This is a genomic window from Mycobacterium sp. NPDC049093, assembly GCF_040704635.1.
Classification (GTDB): Bacteria; Actinomycetota; Actinomycetes; order Mycobacteriales; family Mycobacteriaceae; genus Mycobacterium.
Genome location: NZ_JBEZJS010000002.1, coordinates 595,029 through 613,053, shown reverse-complemented (window position 1 = coordinate 613,053; position 18,025 = coordinate 595,029). Strand labels below are relative to the sequence as shown.

Below are 18,025 nucleotides of genomic sequence, written 5' to 3'. Positions count from 1 at the left end.
CGTTCGCCGGGTCAGCGCAGCTTCTCCCCGTACACCCGCTCGACGGTCAGCGTCATCAGGACCCGACGGTCGGAGACCATCACCGACCGGTACTCGTCCCAGTCGGGGTGCTCCCCTGCCGCGCTGCGGTAGTAGTCGACGAGCGCCTCGACCTCGGGGCCGTGCGGATCGGTCCCCGGGCCGGTGAGCGTCACCGGCCCTTCGGCCGTGGCCCAGGCCCAGCCGTCCGGGCTGGTCACCTCGAGCGCAGCCCGGGGATCGCGGCGCAGGTTGACCGTCTTGGCTCGGCCTTCGGTCATCGACACGTAGATGACGCCGGCGGCCCGGTCGTAGAACGGTGTCACCGGCGACAGCTGTGGAATACCCGAAGCCTTGATGGTGGCCAACACGCCGAGGCGGGCCTCGGCCAACAGTTCATGCGGATCGAACGGCGGGTTAGATGAGGTGGCGGTCACATCTGTGCGCAACCGCCGACCGCACGCCTGCTATTCCAGGAGCCTGCCGATGCCCGACGACGCTGTCCGCGACGATCTCGCCGAACTGCTGCGCCGGAGGGCGCTGACGGAGGACGCCGGCCGGCCCGACGCGGTCGGTCGCCGTCACGCCGCCGGTGGCCGCACGGCGCGGGAGAACATCGCCGACCTGATCGATGACGGTTCGTTCGTCGAGTACGGGCGGTTCGCGATCGCAGCGCAGAAACAACGTCGCAGCGCCGACGACCTCATCGAACGCACCCCCGGCGATGGTCTGCTGGCCGGAACCGCGCGAATCGACGGCGCCGCATGTGCGGTGCTCTCGTACGACTACACCGTGCTGGCCGGAACCCAGGGCGCCATCGGCCATCGCAAGAAGGACCGCCTGTTCGAGATCATCGAGCGGCTGAAGTTGCCGACGGTGTTCTTCGCCGAGGGCGGCGGCGGCCGTCCCGGTGACACCGACATCCCGACGGTCTCGTCGCTGGAGATCCGGGCGTTCGCGTTGTGGGCCGGACTGTCCGGCCTGGTGCCCCGCATCGCCGTGGTCAAGGGCCGGTGCTTCGCGGGCAACGCGGTGATCGCGGGGGCCGCCGACCTGATCGTCGCCACCCAGGACAGCTCGATCGGAATGGGCGGACCGGCGATGATCGCCGGCGGCGGGCTGGGTGAGGTCGCCCCCGACGACGTCGGCCCGATCTCGGTGCAGGCGCCCAACGGCGTCGTCGACGTCGTGGTCGCGGACGAGGCACAGGCCGTCGCCGCCACCCGGAAGCTGATGGGCTACTTCACCGGACCGGTCGGGCCTGGCCCCGTTGCCGATCAAACCGCGCTGCGCACAATGATTCCCGAGCGGGCGCGACGCGCCTACCCGGTGGCGCCGATCATCGAGACACTGGCCGACGCCGGATCGGTGACCTTTCTGCGCGAGAAGTTCGCCCCGGAGATGGTGACGGCGCTGGCCCGCATCGACGGCAGGCCCGTGGGCGTCATCGCCAACAACACCATGGTGATGGCCGGTGCCATCACCGCTGCGGCCTCCGACAAGGCCGCCCGGTTCCTGCAGCTGTGCAACGCATTCGGCCTGCCGGTGGTGTCGCTGGTCGACTGTCCGGGCTACATGGTCGGCCCGGCAGCCGAAGCCGAAGCCCTGGTGCGGCGCGGTTCCCGGATGCTGGTGGCCGGGGCAGCGCTCACGGTGCCGTTGGTCGCAGTGATCCTGCGGCGCGGTTACGGCCTTGGGGCACAGGCGATGTGCGGCGGAAGCCTCCACGAACCGCTGCTGACCGTCGCGTGGCCGGGTGCCCACCTGGGTCCGATGGGATTGGAGGGCGCCGTCCGCCTGGGTCTACGCAAGGAACTGGAAGCCATCGCCGACGACGACGAACGCGAGCAGGCCGTGCGGGCCGCCACCGCGGCCGCCGAAGAGAATGCGCGGGCGCTCAACTCCGCATCGTTGTTCGAGATCGACGACGTCGTCGACCCGGCCGAAACGCGGGGACTGATCGCGGCCACGCTCGCCGCGGCCGCGCAGCATGAACGCCCCTCACCCCGTGCGCGGTTCGTCGACACCTGGTGACCGTCAACCACAGGCCCGAACCGTTGACTACACGCTGTAGTAGACGTAACGTCCGGACTGTGTCCAATAGTCCTCCTCGCGTGCGGGGTCGGCAGTGGAGTTTCGCACAATGGGGACTGCTGATCATCTCGCTGTTTCACGTCGTCCAGGCAATCATCGGGTTCATTGCCGAGCCGAGTTTCGCCATCGGACCGGATGCGCCGACGACACCGATTCTGGGGATGGATTACAACGGTTGGCATGCGGTGGCCGGCCTGGCGTTGTTCGGCCCGGGCCTGGTGCTGTGTTGGCGAAAATCGTGGGCCGTGCTCTATCTCCTGCTGGCCGCGGTGGCCGGGGCGCTGCCCGGAATCTGGGCGTTCTTCTCCAATCAGGTGGCCGTGATATTCGCCTTCCCCAACAACACCACGGATGCGATCGTGCACCTGGCAACGGCCGCGGTGATGCTGTCCGTGGCCGGTGTGCAGATCTACCGCGATGGAGGACTGCGAAACTCGCTTGCCGGGCTAACGCTCAAGCGGTAAACCTCAGCGGTTTGCTGGAGGCCTCCCGGATAACGATTCGGTTACTACACCCGTAGCCGCACATCACGATCAATTAAGAATGGCGTCCGGTCTCTGAGACATTTCAAGATCATCGGACCCAATTGGGTGATATTGAGGCGTAATTCACGGCCGCCTGCCGTAACACATCCACACCTGTCACAGCTGTTTCACAGCGCAGAGGTTTTGCTCGACGCCGATGCGGTTACTTTCGAATTCGGGCCGGGGAGAGCGATCACGGATCGCGAACCAATGAGAATCCCAGAATCCCGAAGGAAAATGATCATGAAATTCACTGGTATCACCGCGCGCCGCGGAATTGCCGGCGCTTGTGCCGCGGGCCTGCTCGGCGGCGTCGCCGCCGCAATGATCGGCGCACCGAGTGCAGCCGCCGCACCCGACTGCAGCGCCAGCGGAGTGGCGGGCACCGTCAGCAGCACCACGGGCGCCGCTCGCGCTTACCTGGACAGTCACCCAGGTGCCAACCAGGCGGTAAGCGCCGCGTTCACCCAGCCGCGTCCGCAGGCCGCGGCCACGCTGCGCGGCTACTTCACCGCCAACCCGCAGGAGTACAACGACCTGCGCGGCATCTTGGCCCCCATCGGGGACACGCAGCGTGCGTGCAACGTCACGGCGCTCTCCCCCGAACTGGCCTCGGCCTACTCGGAGTTCATGGCCGGGTAGTCCACTGGATAGCGTGGAGGTAAGCCCACACACGTCAAGGAGGACGGATGGCGAACCCGTGGCAGGTGGTCCGAGGCAACCGCGGCAGGAAGGTGGCCGGGCAAACGACGACCCACATCCGTAAGCGCAACCCGTCTCCGCTGGAACCGGCCTGGACACCACCGCCGGCTCGCTTTGGGATCGGCGTCCACCACAACGTCGCGATCCGCGCTTCCGACGGCACCGTGCTGCGGGCCGACATCCACTATCCGACGATTCCCGAGACCGGGGCGCCGGCACCGGGACCGTTCCCGGTGCTGTTGTCCATCACCCCCTACGGCAAGAAGGCCCCGCCGCCGGCCGCCCAGATCGGCGGCGGGGCCACCCCGTATCTGATCCGGCGCGGCTACATCGAGGTGATGGCCGACGTGCGGGGCACCGGAGCCTCGGGCGGATCGTTCGAGATGCTGGGTGCCGTGCAGGTCCAGGACGGCGTCGACCTGGTGAATTGGGCTGCGACGCTGCCGAATTCCAATGGCAGGGTCGGAATGTTCGGCATCTCGTACCTGGCCATCAACCAGCTCCTCACCGCCGCAGCGGTCGGTCCCGACTCACCGTTGAAGGCGATCTTCCCGGTGATGGCGGGCAATGACTTCTACCGCGATGTCGTCACCATGGGCGGCGTGCCGCACATGCGCACGGTGCGCGCCTACGGGGCTGTCTATTCACTGCTGAACGTCGTCAACCCGGTGCTGGAGTTCGCCAAACGCGGCACTCACGAACGGCCGCGCGCCGGCGGCCTGGCCGCGGTGCGCCAACGCGGACGTGACCAGCGGCAATACTTCAAGACCATGATCGGCGACGCCACCGCCGGTGGGGACACCGCGTTCGACGGGCCGTTCTGGGACACCATGCGGGCGTCGGACGTATTGCCCGACATTGCGAAGAACAAGGTCGCCGTGTTCCTGATCGGCGGCTGGCACGACGCTTTCCAGCGCGGCGCTCCGCTGAACTACACCGCACTGCAGAACGCCTACACCGGCCGGCCACCCAACGCTCCCATGGAGCCCGGCCAGCCGCTCTCGGACCGGGTGCAATTGATGATGGGGCCCTGGTACCACGTCTCGGACATGGACGGGTTGCACGTCCATGCGTTGCAACTCCGCTGGTTCGACCGCTGGCTCAAGGACGACGCCGACGCCGAGGTGACCGGCCCTCCCATCCGGTTCCAGGCCATCGGCAGCTCGAAATGGTTTCAGGCAGAGGATTATCCGTTCCCTGAAGCCACGCCGACCCGGCTGTACCTGGCCGAGGGCGGGCACCTCGTCACCGAGCCGACTGCCGAGCAGACCGACGCCGTCCTGCGCTATGCGGTCCGTGGGCCCATATCCGGCCGCAGCCTCGAACAGTGGACGCTGGGTATGGGCAGTTTCATGGCCGCGCAGACGGGACGGCGCATCCGCTACGACCTGGACAACCGTCGCCTGCAGCGTGAGGCCCTGACCTACACCACAGAAGAGTTCAGCGAAACCCGGCTGATCGCAGGTCCGGTCACTCTGACCGTGCACGCGACGGCTGACACGACCGAGACCCTGTGGGTGGCCCATCTCGACGACGTCGCCCCGGACGGGGCCAGTCGGCCGCTGACCCAGGGTGCACTGCTCGGCTCGCATCGGGCCCTGGATCCGGACAAGACCTGGTTTACGTCGGATGGGCCAGAAGGAGAAGTGCTCCGGGCGCATCACATCAGCACCCGCGCCGCCACCGAACCGGTCGTACGTGGCGAGCTCACTCGGTATGACCTGGAGATCTTCCCCACCGCCGCGTCGATCGAACCGGGCCACCGGTTGCGGCTGACCCTGACCACCTACGACTTCCCGCACCTCGTCCCCACGCAGCCCGCGCGGGAGGCACTGGTCGCCGGAACGTACCGAATCCGTCAGGGCGGCGACGCACCGTCAAGTCTGCTCATCTCGTTGGCCGAGCCCGCCGCGTTCACGCCGGACGAGTAGCGCGGAGGTACGTAAGCTTGCCGGCCAGGCGGATGTGCCCGTAGCCCACTACCGCGCAAGCGAATCCGGCCGTCTCGAACAGGTGCGGCAGAGCGTCGCCGCGCACGTCGACGACGTGTAATACGCCGCCGGGCCGCAGGACCCGAAACACTTCGGCGGCAGCGGCCGCCTTGGTCGCCTCGTCCACGTGGTGCAGCATCATCGAGGACAGGGCCAGGTCAAACCGGGCGTCAGCGAAGGGCAGTTCCTGGGCGTAGGCACGCTCGAAGCGGATACCGGTCATCCCCTTCGCCTTTCGCTGCGCCCGCTGCAGTGCCCGTGGGTCGGGGTCGGTGGCGACGATATCGGCGGTGGGACAGGCTTTCTTGACGCGGACAGTGAGATTTCCGGTACCGCAGCCTATTTCGACGACCCGCCGGCCGGCTGCCGGTCCGGCCTGGGTGACCAGTTCCCGATAGGCGGGGCCCATCCCCAGGACCCGGGTCAGCAGGTCGTAACCGGGCAGGAACGCGTCACGGCCGGCTGCAGGCACGTAGTCATGCCGGTTCTTCAACAAATATGGACGATGTTCGGTCATGCTTTCCATGGTCCAGCGTTCTGGGCAGGAATAGTTGAGTGAAGATTGGCGATATCAGGATTATCTTTGGCATTGTGTCCGACGCGTCCCGATTGGTTCGCCACCGCGATGGTGTCCCGGTCTACCGATATTGGACCGACCGCGATGCACCGCCGGTGTCGGTGACCCGTGGCCGGCGTGCCGAACTCCCCGAACACCGGCCGCACATCCACGACTTCCCGGTGCTCTGGTACGTACCGACCGACGGGGTCATCTACGTGGTCGCGGCAGGTGAGGTGATCGACCCACGGCCGCTGACCGCCGAGGCCGACGGCATCGGCGTGTTCTTTGACCCCGCTGCGCTGGGGCACGACGCCGCATCGCCCTGGCCCAGCTGGCAGGCTCATCCCCTGCTGTTCCCGTTCCTCCACGGCCGGTCCGGCGGGCTGCTGCAGTTGCAGGTTCGGGCGGATCGACAGCCACTGTGGGACAACACCATCCGGTTCATCGAGGAGGAGCTGGCCGCCCGGCGTGCAGGCTACCGCCAAGCGGCGTTGGCCCATCTGACCCTGCTGCTCATCGATCTGGCCCGACTCGCCGACGACGTCGTGAGCGACCTGCGGCGCAGCGGAGAGCCGTTGCTGGCCGAGGTCTTCTCGGTGATCGACCGCCGGTTGTCCGAGCCCCTGTCGCTCAGCGATGTCGCCGACGAGGTCGGGATGACAGCGGGTCATCTCACCACGCTGGTGCGGCGACGGACCGGTCGCACGGTCGGTGAGTGGATCAACGAGCGCAGGATGAGCCTGGCACGCGAGCTGTTGGGCGAGACGGAGCTGCCTGTCGCCGAGGTCGCCATGCGGGTGGGTGTAGCCGACCCTGGATACTTCAGCCGCCAGTTCCGCCGGACACACGGCGTGTCACCACGCGAGTGGCGACGGCCGGGCTCTGCCGGCATCAGAACCGAATCACCTTGATAACAGAGGGGTTACGCCGGGCGCGGCCCCGGTAGTCGCAGCTCAGGCGTTGTTAGCGTGCCGGTGTGAGACTGAAAAACTTCGGTCGGGTGTCGCGCCGCGTGGCGGCTGCGGCGATTTCAGGGTTGATGTTGCCGGCACTGGTGATGGCTGCGCCGACGCCGACCGCCGCGGCGTATTCGCGCGACGGCCTGCCCGTGGAACGCCTGCAGGTGCCGTCGGCCGCGATGGGCCGCGATATCACCGTTCAGTTCCAGGGCGGCGGGCCACAGGCGCTGTACCTGCTCGATGGCCTGCGCGCCCAGGATGACAACAACGGTTGGGACATCAATACCGCCGCGTTCGAGTGGTTCTACAAGTCGGGCATCTCGGTCGTCATGCCCGTCGGAGGGCAGTCCAGCTTCTACAGCGACTGGTACCGCCCCGCGGCCGGCAGTGCGGGCACCACCACCTACAAGTGGGAAACCTTCCTCACCCAGGAACTTCCGGCCTACCTGGCTGCCAAACGCGAGGTCGCGCCGACCGGCAATGCCGTCGTCGGGCTGTCGATGTCCGGTGGCGCGGCACTGAACCTGGCGATCTGGCATCCAGCCCAGTTCATCTTCGCCGGCGCCCTGTCCGGCTTCCTGAATCCGTCACAAGGCCTGTGGCCCACGATGATCGGCTTCGCGATGAAGGACGCCGGTGGGTACAACCCCACCGACATGTGGGGCATCTCCAGTGATCCGGCCTGGCGTCGCAACGACCCGACGGTCAACATCAACCGGCTCGTGGCCAACAACACCGCGATCTGGGTGTACTGCGGTAACGGTGTTCCTTCCGAACTCGACGACCCCGGCGGCAACTTCGGCACCCTGTACAGCGCGCAGTTCCTGGAGAACATCACGATCAACTCCAACAAGGAGTTCCAGCAGAAGTACGTGGCTGCGGGCGGGCGCAATGCGAAGTTCGAGTTCCCTCCCAACGGGACCCACGGGTGGAACTACTGGGGAGCCCAACTGCAGCAGATGAAGCCCGACATGCTGAGGGTGCTCAGTCAGAACGCTGCGGCGGCCGCTGCTCCGCCCGCTCCGGCTGCTCCGGCTCCGGCCGTGCCGGGTCAGGCCCCACCGGCTGTGCCCGGCCAGGTAGCTCCTACCCTGCCCGGCCAGGTCGCTCAAGTGCCCGGCCAGGTCGCTCAGGTGCCCGGCGTCGCTGCAGCACCCGCTGCACCCGCCATACCCGGCCAGGTGCCCGGTGTAGCCGCCGTGCCTCGGGTCGCCGGGGTGCCCGGAGTTGCTCCCGCACCGGCGGCCCCGGTGAGCCCCGGCCTGCAGACCATTCCCGTCGCGCTGCCCCGGGCCTGAGCCACGACACATCACCGATACAGATGACTTCCATCTAAAACCATCGTTGGACTTGATGGTCTGATACGACTGTCATGGAGACATGACACGCACCCGCCTCGCCCTGGCCGCCTTCGCGTCGATCGCCACGGCCGCCACCCTCACCGCTCCGACCGCGCTCGCCGACGATCCGACTGCCGGGGTCTCCCGCACCGAACTTCAGCGTTCTGCGGCTCCCACACCGGGTTTCGAGATCGTCCAGACCCGCTTCGAAATCCCGGTGGGCAAGGAGTCGGGCCGCCACAGCCACCCCGGTCCTGAGGTGGGTTACATCGTCCAGGGCGACGTCGACATGGTCTTCGACGATCGGCCGACCCAGCACCTGCATTCGGGCGACCCGTTCCTCATCCCGGCCGGCGTCGTGCACAACGCCCACAACGTCGGCACGGTGCGGACCTTGATGCTGTCCACCTACGTGGTGCCCGTAGATCAGCCGTTGGTGACGATGTATTGATCCCCCGGCCGCACGCCACGGTAGATGCCGCGGCGGACGATCCATGGCTGGAGCACCCGTTCGATCGACCAGGACGGGAACCGGAAGGCAAATCCGTTGGGAGCGAACACCTCCAGGCCGTCGGGCTGCACTCCGAGCACCGAGCCCCACCGGCTGGACGGCGGACGGTAGGTGCGCATCGTGCCGCCGGTGAAGTAGGCGGTCACGTTTCGGGCCAGCAGGCCGTCGGCCCGGTTTCGGGCCGAGGAACGCAGCGGGTCGGTGGCCGCGACATCGCCGACAGCGAATACGCCATCGTGTCCCGGCACCCGCAGTTCCGGTGTCACCCGAACGAACCTGCGCTCGTCGAGGACGTCCGCCGGCAGCCAGTCCGTGTTTGGCCGGACCCGGCCGATGGCCCACAGCACCGCATCGGCCTGCACCGACGGTTGGCCCGTGGCCCAGTGGACCGGTTCGGAGGTGATGGCCGCGCACTCGAAGCCTTCCGGTACCACGGCTCGATGCCCGGGGTTCAGGGTCACGCCCGCTGCGGCCAGCCTGTCTTCGACCCGCTTCCGGGCCCGCCAATGGTGCTGCGGCAGAGGATGTTCGCCCGGGTAGTACAGCCCCACCCGGGTACCCGGCCACCGAACGGCGATATTGGCCGCACTGCTGGCCGCCGCTGCGCCACCACCGATGACGGCAACCGAACGTGCCGAACCCAACCGTTCGTGCGCAGTCCTCAGCCCAGCATCGACATCGCCGACCGACTGCAGCACCGCCTGCCGCCAGAAGCCGTTCGTCACACCGGTCGAGATGACCAGCGCGTCATAGGGTTCCACCTGCTCGTTCCCGTCGGCGTCTCGCACGCTGACCGTGCGTGCCGAAAGGTCGACACCGGCCAACGTGCCGTGCACGGTGCGGACCCGGTCGAGTTCGCGGAACCGGTCGAAGCCGATCCAGTAGTTGCGTGCCCAGTCTTCGGGCCGGGCCAACCGGGTGCCCAGTTCCTGACCGCTGACCAGACCGGGGTTGACCGAGATGCCGACGACGTCGAAGCGACGCGCCAAGCGGATCGCGGTGAGCACTCCGGTATCGCCGAGCCCCGCAATCACCACGCGCTTTCGGTCCACGCCCGTGGACGCTACCGCCCGCCTGCAGGACGGCAGACCCCTTTCCCTATCGTGGCTGGATGAGCAGCGTCGCTGATGCGGACCGGGTCGCCGACCTCGCCCGCCGGGTCGTGGCCGACCACGACCCCAAGAAAGTCCCGATCCCGGAGTACCTGGCCGCCTGTTACGACGCGGGCCTGTCCTGGGTGCACTTCCCCGAGGGCCTCGGCGGTCTCGGGGTGTCACGTGGTCTGCAGGCCGTGGCCGACCGCATCCTGCAGGGCGCCGGCGGGCCCATCCCGCTGAGCCTGAACCCGATGGGCTACGGCATGGCCGCACCCACGGTGCGCGAGCATGCCCAGTCCGACAAGCTCAAGAAATCCTGGCTGCGGCCGCTGGCCAGCACTGAACACATCTGGTGCCAGTTGTTCTCCGAGCCTGGCGCAGGATCGGATCTGGCCGGGCTGGCCACGTCGGCGGTGCCCGACGGCGACGAATGGGTGCTGAACGGGCAGAAGGTGTGGACCAGTCTGGCGCACCGTGCCCGCTGGGGTCTGCTGCTGGCCCGTACGAATCCCGATGTGCCCAAACACAAGGGCCTGACGTACTTCGTGCTGGACATGCACGGTCCAGGCGTCGAGACCAGGCCGCTGCGACAGATGACCGGCCAGGCCGAGTTCAACGAGGTGTACATCACCGACGCCCGCATCCCCGATGCGCACCGGCTCGGCGCAGTGGGCAACGGCTGGAACGTCGCGATGACCACCCTGATGAACGAGCGCAGCGCGCTCGGTGGCAGCGGCAATCGGCGCGGAGCCGGGACCATCTCGGATGCCGTGGCGCTGTGGGCATCACGCCCGGACCTGCGGACTCCGGTGCTCCGGGACCGGCTGAGCCAGCTCTGGCTGCGTTCGGAGGCCCAACGGCTGACCGCCGAGCGGTCCCGGGCGGCTGCCACCGTCGGAGGACCGGGGCCTGAAGGCTCGATCGGCAAGCTCGTCGGCGCCGAGCTCAACCAGCACATCTACCAGTGGTGCATGGATCTGCTTGGGCCCGAGGGGATCATGTATCACGGCTACGGGACGGGTGACCGGGACGACGAGCAGGACGGCAAGGACTGGCGCGGGCCTCTCCAGCAGCGCTTCCTGCGCAGCAAGGCCAACACCATCGAAGGCGGCACCTCAGAGGTGATGCGCAACATTCTCGGCGAACGGATCCTAGGGCTGCCCGGTGATCTGCGCGCCGATGCCGGTATGCCGTGGAAGGAGATCCCGCGTGGCTGAGGAGTTTACGGATCAGCCCAAAGATGTGGCTGAGAAGCTTGCGGATCAACCCGACGAGCAAGTTGAGAAGCTTGCGGATCAGCCCAAAGATGTGGCTGAATCTGAGTTCGCGTTCACCGACGAGCAGGCCCAACTGCGCACGGCAGTCCGAAAGTTCTGTGCCGAGAACTTCTCCGAGCCGACGGTGCGGACGCTCATGGAGTCCGAGCCACGATTCGATCCGAAGGTGTGGGTCCGGTTGGGCGCCGAACTCGGCGTCCTCGGCCTGGCGGTTCCCGAGGCCGACGGCGGAGCCGGCGGCACCCTCGTCGACCAGGCCATCGCGGTCGAGGAACTCGGGGCGGCGCTGGCCTGCGGACCGGTCTTCGGCACCGTGTTGCTGGCCGTCCCCGCTCTCGTCGCAGCCCCGGCCGGCCCGGTGCGCGACGAACTCCTCGGCGCACTCACCGAAGGCACGCGCACCGCGGCGTTCGCGGTGCCGGATCAGGCCGGCGCGTTCGATCCCACCGCGGTGAATGTGACTGTCGCCGAGGGCGGGACGTTGACCGGCACGGTCGAACGCGTGGTTGACGGCGACGCCGCGGACACCTTGTTGGTGGCGGCCGCCGGATCCGGCGGCGTCGGCCTGTACGCGGTCGACGCGTCGAACGCGGGAGTGCAACGCACCCCGCTGACCACGCTCGACCTCACCCGACCGCAGGCCACCATTGTCTTGACCGCGGCTCCCGCCCAACTGGTGGCCGGACCCGACGAGGCCGACCGCATCATCACCCACACGTTCCAGGTGGCGGCGACGCTCCTGGCCGCCGAACAGATCGGAGCCGCACAGCATCTGCTCGATCTGTCCGTCGAGTACGCGAAATCGCGGCTTCAGTTCGGCAGGCAGATCGGGTCGTTCCAGGCCGTCAAGCACCGGTTGGCGGATGACCTGGTCGACCTCGAGCATGCCCGCTCGGCGACCTATCACGCGGCGTGGGCACTGACCGACGGCACCGACGACCCGGCGCTGGCAGCCAGCATTGCGCAGGCCACCGCGTCGGCGGCGTTCGCCAAGATCGCGGCGGACACCATCCAGGTACACGGCGGCATCGGGTTCACCTGGGAGCACCAGGCGCACCTGTACTTCAAGCGGGCCACCACCGATGCCGCCCTGTTGGGCAGTGCGGAAGCCCATCGGTCACGCGTGGCCGACCTCGTGCTCGACGATGCCCCGGCGGATCGCGTCCCGTGGGTGGCGACGGGCACACAGTGATCGGTTGAAAAGACGCGGCGGGCCTTCTGCGACCGTAAGATCCCGCTGATGGACAGCCCCGTCGAGCACCGCACGCTGGCGGTCGACGGGGTGCGGTCGCCGGTGCTCGTCGCCGGCGCGGCGCAACCGGACGCCGGCGAGGCAGTGGTGTTCGTGCACGGCAACAACGCCGGGGCCAGATGGGACCGTTTGCTGATGCCGGTCGCCGGTATCGCTCGGGTGATCGCCCCGGAGATGCCGGGATTCGGTGCGGCTGACAAGCCGGCCCAGTGGCCGTACACCGTGCCGGCATACGCCGCACATCTGGGCGCGCTCCTCGACCAACTCGGCGTCGAGCGCGCCCACCTCGTCGCCCATGATTTCGGCGGCCCCTGGGCACTAGCCTGGGCGGTCGACCATCTCGACTCGGTAGCCAGCATCACGCTGATCAACACCCCCGTGGTGATCAACCACTTCGCCGCCAAGCTGTGGCGGACACCCGTACTGGCCGAGGCGTTGTCGCGGATCGGGAACCCGGCGGTGCTACGTCGCGTGCTCGCCATGCGCGATCCGGGGCTGCCCGCCGATGCGCTGGAGTCGATCGCCGAGCACATGTTCGCCCGTGGCACACCCGATGCGGTGTTGAAGCTGTACCGATCCACCGGCCCGAATGCCCTTGCCCCGTATGTCGATCGGCTCACCGAGTTCACCGGCGATGTCCTCGTGGTGTGGGGCGCCGATGACCACTACGTGCCGTACGCACAGACGGACGAATACCGCCGGATCTTCCGGAACTGCGAGGTGCAGCCGGTGCCGGGGACAGGTCACTGGCCGTGGCTCGAGCAGCCCGACACGGTGGCCGGACACGTCACCGAGTTCCTGCGCAGGCAGCTCGGGAGGACCCGGTGAAACTACGCCGCATCCGCACCGCCACCGGCCTGAGTGTGCAATCCCTTGATTCCGAAGGTAATTGGTCTGAGCACTCCGACCTCACGCCCCTTGGCGGCCGGGTGTTCGACGAGGCCTGGCTGACAGCAGCGGCCGACCGCCAGCTGCACCACAGCGACCATCTCATGCCGTTCCAGCCGGTGTCATTTCGCGACTTCATGTTGTACGAACAGCACAACATCGACGCGGCCCGCGGGCTGATCCGGCGCTTTCACCCCGGCCTCTACCGGGTGACGTCGCTGTTCGAACGCGTCACCGGTCGCCCGGTACCGCAGTTCAAGCCGAAGCCGCTGTTCTATGAGCAGCCGATCTACTACATGTCCAACGCGCAGACTTTCGTCCCGACCGGCACCCCGGTGGCGGTCCCGGACTACTCGCAAGCGCTCGACTTCGAGTTGGAGATCGGATTCGTCCTGGCCGCACCGCTGTTCAACGCCACCCCCGATGAGGCTGCCGAAGCGATCGGAGCATTCGTCGTACTCAACGATTTCAGCGCCCGCGATGTGCAGCGACCCGAAATGCTCAGCGGTTTCGGGCCGCAGAAGTCCAAGCATTTCGCCAGCTCCATGTCGGACGCCGCGGTCACCGCCGACGACATCCTGCCGCGCATCGACACCCTGACCGGTTCGGTTGCCCTCAACGGAAAAGTCGTCAGCACGGTCAGCAGCGCCGGGATGCAGTACAGCTTGGGCCAGGTCCTGGCTCACGCATCACGCAGCGAACCGCTGTATCCCGGGGAGCTTTTCGGCACCGGGACGCTGCCGGGCGGAAGCGGCATGGAGACCGGGCACTGGCTGCGTCGCGGAGACACCCTCACCCTGATCCTCGACGACATCGGCCGCATCGAACACCGGATCACCTGACTACCGGGCTGCGGCGTCGATGGCCTTGTAGATGCGCTGCTCGCTGACCGGACGCGGCGTACCCAGCTGCTGGGCCCACAGGCTCACCCGCAACTCCTCGATCTGCCACGCGATGTCACGGATGTCGGCCGCTGCGGCCCGTCCCGGCGAAAGCGCCTGAACCAGTTCGTCATAGGCATCCTCGACAGCGTGCACACGCGACATCCGGTCCCGATCGGCGCCGAGCGCCTGGGGCAGGCGTTCCAGCCGGCGGGTGATCGCGGTGACATATCGGGTCAGGTCGTTCAGCCGCGCTATCCCGGTCTCGGTCACAAAACCCTTGGGCAACAGCCGTTCCAGTTGAGACCGGATATCGGCTACCGCATCGGCCTGGGCAGCTGACGGCTTGTCGGGCAGCCCGACCTGCACCTCGTGCGCCGCGGCCAGCACCTTCTCCACCCGGTTCACCCCAGCTTGGGTCGTGGGGCCGAGCTCCTTGCCGGCCCGGGCCAGAACCTCGGCGAACTCCGCCTTCGTCCACACCGGCTTGGGCACCAGTACGTCAGCAGCCGCATCGGCGCAATCGTCGAGCAACGCGGCCAGCGAACCGTCGGGATTGGCGTTGAGCGCCAGCCGGGTGCGGGTGCTCAGGCCGCGTTCGATCGCCTTCACCGGTGAGGGTGTGGTCAGCCGCAGTAGACGCCGCAGGCCCGGCCGCATAGCCGCAGCCTGGTCGGCCGGGTTGGCGAACACCTTGATATCGACGGCTTTTCCGGTGTCGACGAAGGCCGGATATCCGCGGACTGCGTGTCCGCCGCTGATGTTCTCCACTGTGCGCGGCAGCTCGTCGAGATCGTCGGGCCACGCCCGCAGCCCGGTGCGTTCCAGGTCGCCACCCAGTGCGTCGGCCACGGCCTGTGCGACGGGCACCGCGAGCTGCTCACGCAGCGCGTCGATGTTCTTGCCGCGGGCCACCTCTTTGCCGTCGGCCGATTCCACGGCGAAGGTCATCCGTAGGTGGTCCGGGATCTTGCTCAGGTCGAATGCATCGATCGGCACCAGAATGCCGCTGCGCCTGCGTAGTTCACGCTGCACCTCGTCCAGCAGGGACCCGGCCGACGGATCGATGTCACCCAGGATGGCCCGCGCGGTGTCCGGCGCCGGGACGAAGTTGCGGCGCAGATCCTTGGGCAGCGATTTGATCAGCGCGGTGACCAGTTCCTCCCGCAGGGCCGGTACCTGCCAGGCGAAGCCGTCACCACCGAGGCGGGCCAACACCCCCACCGGCACATGCACGGTGACGCCGTCATCGGCCGCCCCGGGCTCGAACCGGTAGGTCAGCGGCAGTTCGAGATCGCCGGCCTGCCAGGTATCGGGGTTGTCCGCGCCGTCCTCGGAACGCAGCAGATCGTCACGGGTGAAGGTGAGCAGGTCAGGTGTCTTGTGCCGCTGCTTCTTCCACCATGCGTCGAAATGGCGGGCGGAGACGATATCGGCCGGGATACGGGCGTCGTAGAGCGCGTAGATGTCGTCGTCGCTGACCAGCAGGTCACGCCGACGGGCCCGCTCCTCGATCTCTTCGAGTTCGGCCCGCAGCCGCGCGTTGTCGCGGAAGAAATGGTGACGGGTCTGCCAATCCCCCTCGACCAAGGCGTGGCGGATGAACAACTCGCGGCACAGCTCCGGATCGATCTGGGTATAGCCGATCTTCCGGCGCGGAACCAGCGGCAGCCCATAGAGCGTGACCCGCTCGAACGCCACGACCGCACCGCGTTTGGCCTCCCAGTGCGGCTCGCTGTAGTTGCGCTGCACCAGATGTCCGGCGACGCGCTCTATCGCCTCGGGCTCGACCTTCGCAGCGATGCGGCCGAACAACCGGCTGGTCTCCACCAGGTCGGCTACCACGATCCAGCGGGGCGGCTTCTTCGTCAGCACCGAGCCGGGCGCCAGCACGAACTTGGAGTTGCGGGCGCCTTGATAATCGCGGGACTCACCCTCGCGCAAGCCGACGTGGGACAGCAGGCCCGCGGTCAGCGCGGCGTGGATGCTGGCCGGCTCGGCCGGCTCGTCACCCTCCCGGATCCCGATGTCGCGGGCGATGCTGCGCAGCTGCCCGGTCAGGTCCTGCCACTCCCGGATCCGCAGGTAGTGCAGGAACTCCTCGCGGCACACCCGCCGGAAGGCATTGCCGGAGCGCTGGTTCCGTTGCTCTCGCAGGTAGTTCCACAGGTTGAGGTACGAGATGAAATCCGAGTGCTCGTCGGCGAACCGGGCGTGCTTCTGCCGCGCCGCCTCTTCCTTGTCCGTGGGACGCTCGCGCGGGTCGGGGATCGACAGTGCCGCGGCCAGCACCAGCACCTCACGAACACAGCCCTCGGTGTCGGCCTGCAGAATCATCCGGCCGACGCGCGGGTCGAGCGGCAGCCGGGCCAGCCGTCGCCCGACATCGGTCAGGGCACCCGCGGCATCGAACGCACCGAGCTCCTGCAGCAGTTGGACCCCGTCACGGATGCTGCGGGCGTCCGGCGGATCCAGAAACGGAAACTCCGCGATGTCGCCGAGTTGCAGGGCGGCCATCTGCAAGATGACCGCGGCCAGGTTGGTTCGCAGGATCTCCGGATCGGTGTAGCGCGGCCGAGATTCGAAATCCTGCTCCGAGTACAGCCGGATGCAGACACCCGGAGCGGTACGTCCGGACCGACCCGCCCGCTGTGCGGCTGACGCCTGCGAGATCGGCTCGATCGGCAGCCGCTGCACCTTGGTGCGGCGACTGTACCGGGAGATCCGCGCGGTGCCTGGGTCGACGACGTAACGGATACCCGGCACGGTGAGTGACGTCTCGGCCACGTTGGTGGCCAACACGATTCGCCGCCCGCTGTGGCTGGGTTGAAACACCTTCTGCTGATCGGCGGTGGGCAGCCGCGCGTAGAGCGGCAGCACCTCGGTGTTCCTCAGGTCCTTCAATGCTTCTGCGGTGTCCCGGATCTCGCGTTCCCCCGACAGGAAGACCAGGACGTCTCCCGGGGGCTCGGACTCGAGCTCGCGAACCGCGTCGACGATGGCCTCGGTCGGATCCCGCACCTCGGTACGCACGATCTCGTGGTCGGGATCGTCGGGGTCATCGTCTTCCGAAGGCGGTGCCGGGACTTCCAAGGGGCGGTAGCGGATCTCGACCGGATAGGTGCGCCCGGAGACCTCGACAATCGGGGCACCATGCCTGAGCCCATTTTCGGCACCGCCGCTGAGCCCATTTTCGGCACCGCCGAAGTGCGCCGCGAACCGCTCCGGCTCGATGGTGGCCGAGGTGACGATGACCTTGAGATCCGGTCGGCGGGGCAACAGCTCGCGCAGGTAGCCCAGCAGGAAGTCGATGTTGAGGCTGCGCTCGTGGGCCTCGTCGAGGATGAGGGTGTCGTAGCGCAACAGCCGGCGATCTCTTTGAATCTCGGCGAGCAGAATGCCGTCGGTCATCAGTTTGATCAGGGTGGAATCACTGGCCTGGTCGGTGAATCGCACGGTGTACCCGACGGCGTCGCCGAGCGGGGTGCCGAGTTCGTCGGCGATGCGTTGGGCGACGGTGCGGGCGGCCAGCCGGCGGGGCTGGGTGTGGCCGATGGTGCCGCGAATGCCGCGACCCAGCTCCAGGCAGATCTTGGGCAGCTGCGTGGTCTTGCCGGACCCCGTCGCACCGGCGACCACCACCACCTGGTTCTCACTGATGGCCTTGGCGAGCTCGTCGCGGTGTGCGCTGACCGGCAGGTCTGGGTAGGTGATTGCCGGGACCGCGGCCTGGCGGGTGAGTACGAGGCCTTCAGCGGTCGCGATCTGTTCGGCGATCTTGGCGGTCTCGCCCCCGCGCAGATTCCGCAAGCGGCGGCGCAGCCGGTCCGCGTCGCGAATGGTCAGCCCGTCGAGGCGGGAGCGGAGCTCGGCGACTGACGGTTCGGACACTCGGTCAAGGATAGGGGTTTGACCCTATGTGATGCAGATCA

The 18,025-nt window shown here is 67.7% G+C and carries 15 protein-coding genes; 11 read left to right on the top strand and 4 right to left on the bottom strand.

Annotated elements, in window-relative coordinates; all coding sequences use genetic code 11:
* Positions 1-11: 11 nt before the first annotated feature.
* A complete protein-coding gene (locus AB0876_RS08430; protein ID WP_491839700.1) occupies positions 12-455 on the bottom strand; it encodes a PPOX class F420-dependent oxidoreductase in 444 nt (147 codons plus the stop codon).
* Positions 456-504: 49 nt separating this feature from the next.
* Between AB0876_RS08430 and AB0876_RS08425 the strand changes: the two genes are divergently transcribed.
* The 4 genes from AB0876_RS08425 to AB0876_RS08410 all read left to right on the top strand — a co-directional run bounded on the left by AB0876_RS08425 (position 505) and on the right by AB0876_RS08410 (position 5,269).
* A complete protein-coding gene (locus AB0876_RS08425; protein ID WP_526041706.1) occupies positions 505-2,052 on the top strand; it encodes an acyl-CoA carboxylase subunit beta in 1,548 nt (515 codons plus the stop codon).
* 59 nt (positions 2,053-2,111) lie between these two features.
* On the top strand, positions 2,112-2,576 hold the full coding sequence (locus AB0876_RS08420; protein ID WP_526041705.1) for a DUF4383 domain-containing protein: 465 nt from the start codon (positions 2,112-2,114) through the stop codon (positions 2,574-2,576).
* 303 nt (positions 2,577-2,879) lie between these two features.
* Positions 2,880-3,278, top strand: coding sequence for a heme-binding protein (locus tag AB0876_RS08415; protein ID WP_491839541.1), 399 nt, complete (start codon positions 2,880-2,882; stop codon positions 3,276-3,278).
* Positions 3,279-3,457: 179 nt separating this feature from the next.
* The gene (locus AB0876_RS08410) at positions 3,458-5,269 is read left to right on the top strand and encodes a CocE/NonD family hydrolase (RefSeq protein ID WP_526041931.1); all 1,812 of its coding nucleotides are present in this window, start codon (positions 3,458-3,460) and stop codon (positions 5,267-5,269) included.
* On the opposite strand, the gene AB0876_RS08405 is transcribed toward AB0876_RS08410, so the two are convergent.
* Complete coding sequence (locus AB0876_RS08405) at positions 5,253-5,846, bottom strand: class I SAM-dependent methyltransferase (RefSeq protein WP_526041704.1); 594 nt, start codon at positions 5,844-5,846, stop codon at positions 5,253-5,255. The two genes, AB0876_RS08410 and AB0876_RS08405, sit on opposite strands and share 17 nt — an antisense overlap.
* A gap of 74 nt (positions 5,847-5,920) precedes the next feature.
* On the opposite strand from AB0876_RS08405, the gene AB0876_RS08400 reads away from it, so the two are divergent.
* From AB0876_RS08400 to AB0876_RS08390, 3 genes are all read left to right on the top strand, one after another.
* The gene (locus tag AB0876_RS08400) at positions 5,921-6,799 is read left to right on the top strand and encodes a helix-turn-helix transcriptional regulator (RefSeq protein WP_526041703.1); all 879 of its coding nucleotides are present in this window, start codon (positions 5,921-5,923) and stop codon (positions 6,797-6,799) included.
* Between the two features lie 128 nt (positions 6,800-6,927).
* Positions 6,928-8,145 carry an alpha/beta hydrolase gene (locus tag AB0876_RS08395; RefSeq protein ID WP_526041930.1) on the top strand — a complete coding sequence of 406 codons (1,218 nt, stop codon included), beginning with the start codon at positions 6,928-6,930 and terminating at the stop codon, positions 8,143-8,145.
* Positions 8,146-8,227: 82 nt separating this feature from the next.
* Positions 8,228-8,638, top strand: a complete 411-nt coding sequence (locus AB0876_RS08390; RefSeq protein ID WP_526041702.1) for a cupin domain-containing protein — start codon at positions 8,228-8,230, stop codon at positions 8,636-8,638.
* Here AB0876_RS08390 and AB0876_RS08385 read toward each other — a convergent pair.
* A complete protein-coding gene (locus AB0876_RS08385; RefSeq protein WP_526041701.1) occupies positions 8,614-9,750 on the bottom strand; it encodes an FAD-dependent oxidoreductase in 1,137 nt (378 codons plus the stop codon). The two genes, AB0876_RS08390 and AB0876_RS08385, sit on opposite strands and share 25 nt — an antisense overlap.
* 59 nt (positions 9,751-9,809) lie before the next feature.
* Between AB0876_RS08385 and AB0876_RS08380 the strand changes: the two genes are divergently transcribed.
* From AB0876_RS08380 to AB0876_RS08365, 4 genes are read left to right on the top strand one after another with little or no spacing between them, the layout of a single operon-like run.
* Positions 9,810-11,012, top strand: coding sequence for an acyl-CoA dehydrogenase family protein (locus tag AB0876_RS08380; RefSeq protein ID WP_526041700.1), 1,203 nt, complete (start codon positions 9,810-9,812; stop codon positions 11,010-11,012).
* Positions 11,005-12,264 (top strand): acyl-CoA dehydrogenase family protein, encoded by a 1,260-nt coding sequence (locus AB0876_RS08375; protein WP_526041699.1) that lies wholly within the window; start codon positions 11,005-11,007, stop codon positions 12,262-12,264. Before AB0876_RS08380 ends, AB0876_RS08375 begins: the two co-directional genes overlap by 8 nt.
* A gap of 48 nt (positions 12,265-12,312) precedes the next feature.
* Complete coding sequence (locus tag AB0876_RS08370) at positions 12,313-13,152, top strand: alpha/beta fold hydrolase (protein ID WP_491839534.1); 840 nt, start codon at positions 12,313-12,315, stop codon at positions 13,150-13,152.
* A complete protein-coding gene (locus tag AB0876_RS08365) occupies positions 13,149-14,054 on the top strand; it encodes a fumarylacetoacetate hydrolase family protein (RefSeq protein ID WP_526041698.1) in 906 nt (301 codons plus the stop codon). The genes AB0876_RS08370 and AB0876_RS08365 overlap by 4 nt, the downstream gene beginning before the upstream one ends.
* On the opposite strand, the gene hrpA is transcribed toward AB0876_RS08365, so the two are convergent.
* Entirely contained in the window at positions 14,055-17,984 is a 3,930-nt protein-coding gene (gene hrpA, locus AB0876_RS08360; protein WP_526041697.1) for an ATP-dependent RNA helicase HrpA, read from the bottom strand.
* Positions 17,985-18,025: the final 41 nt, after the last annotated feature.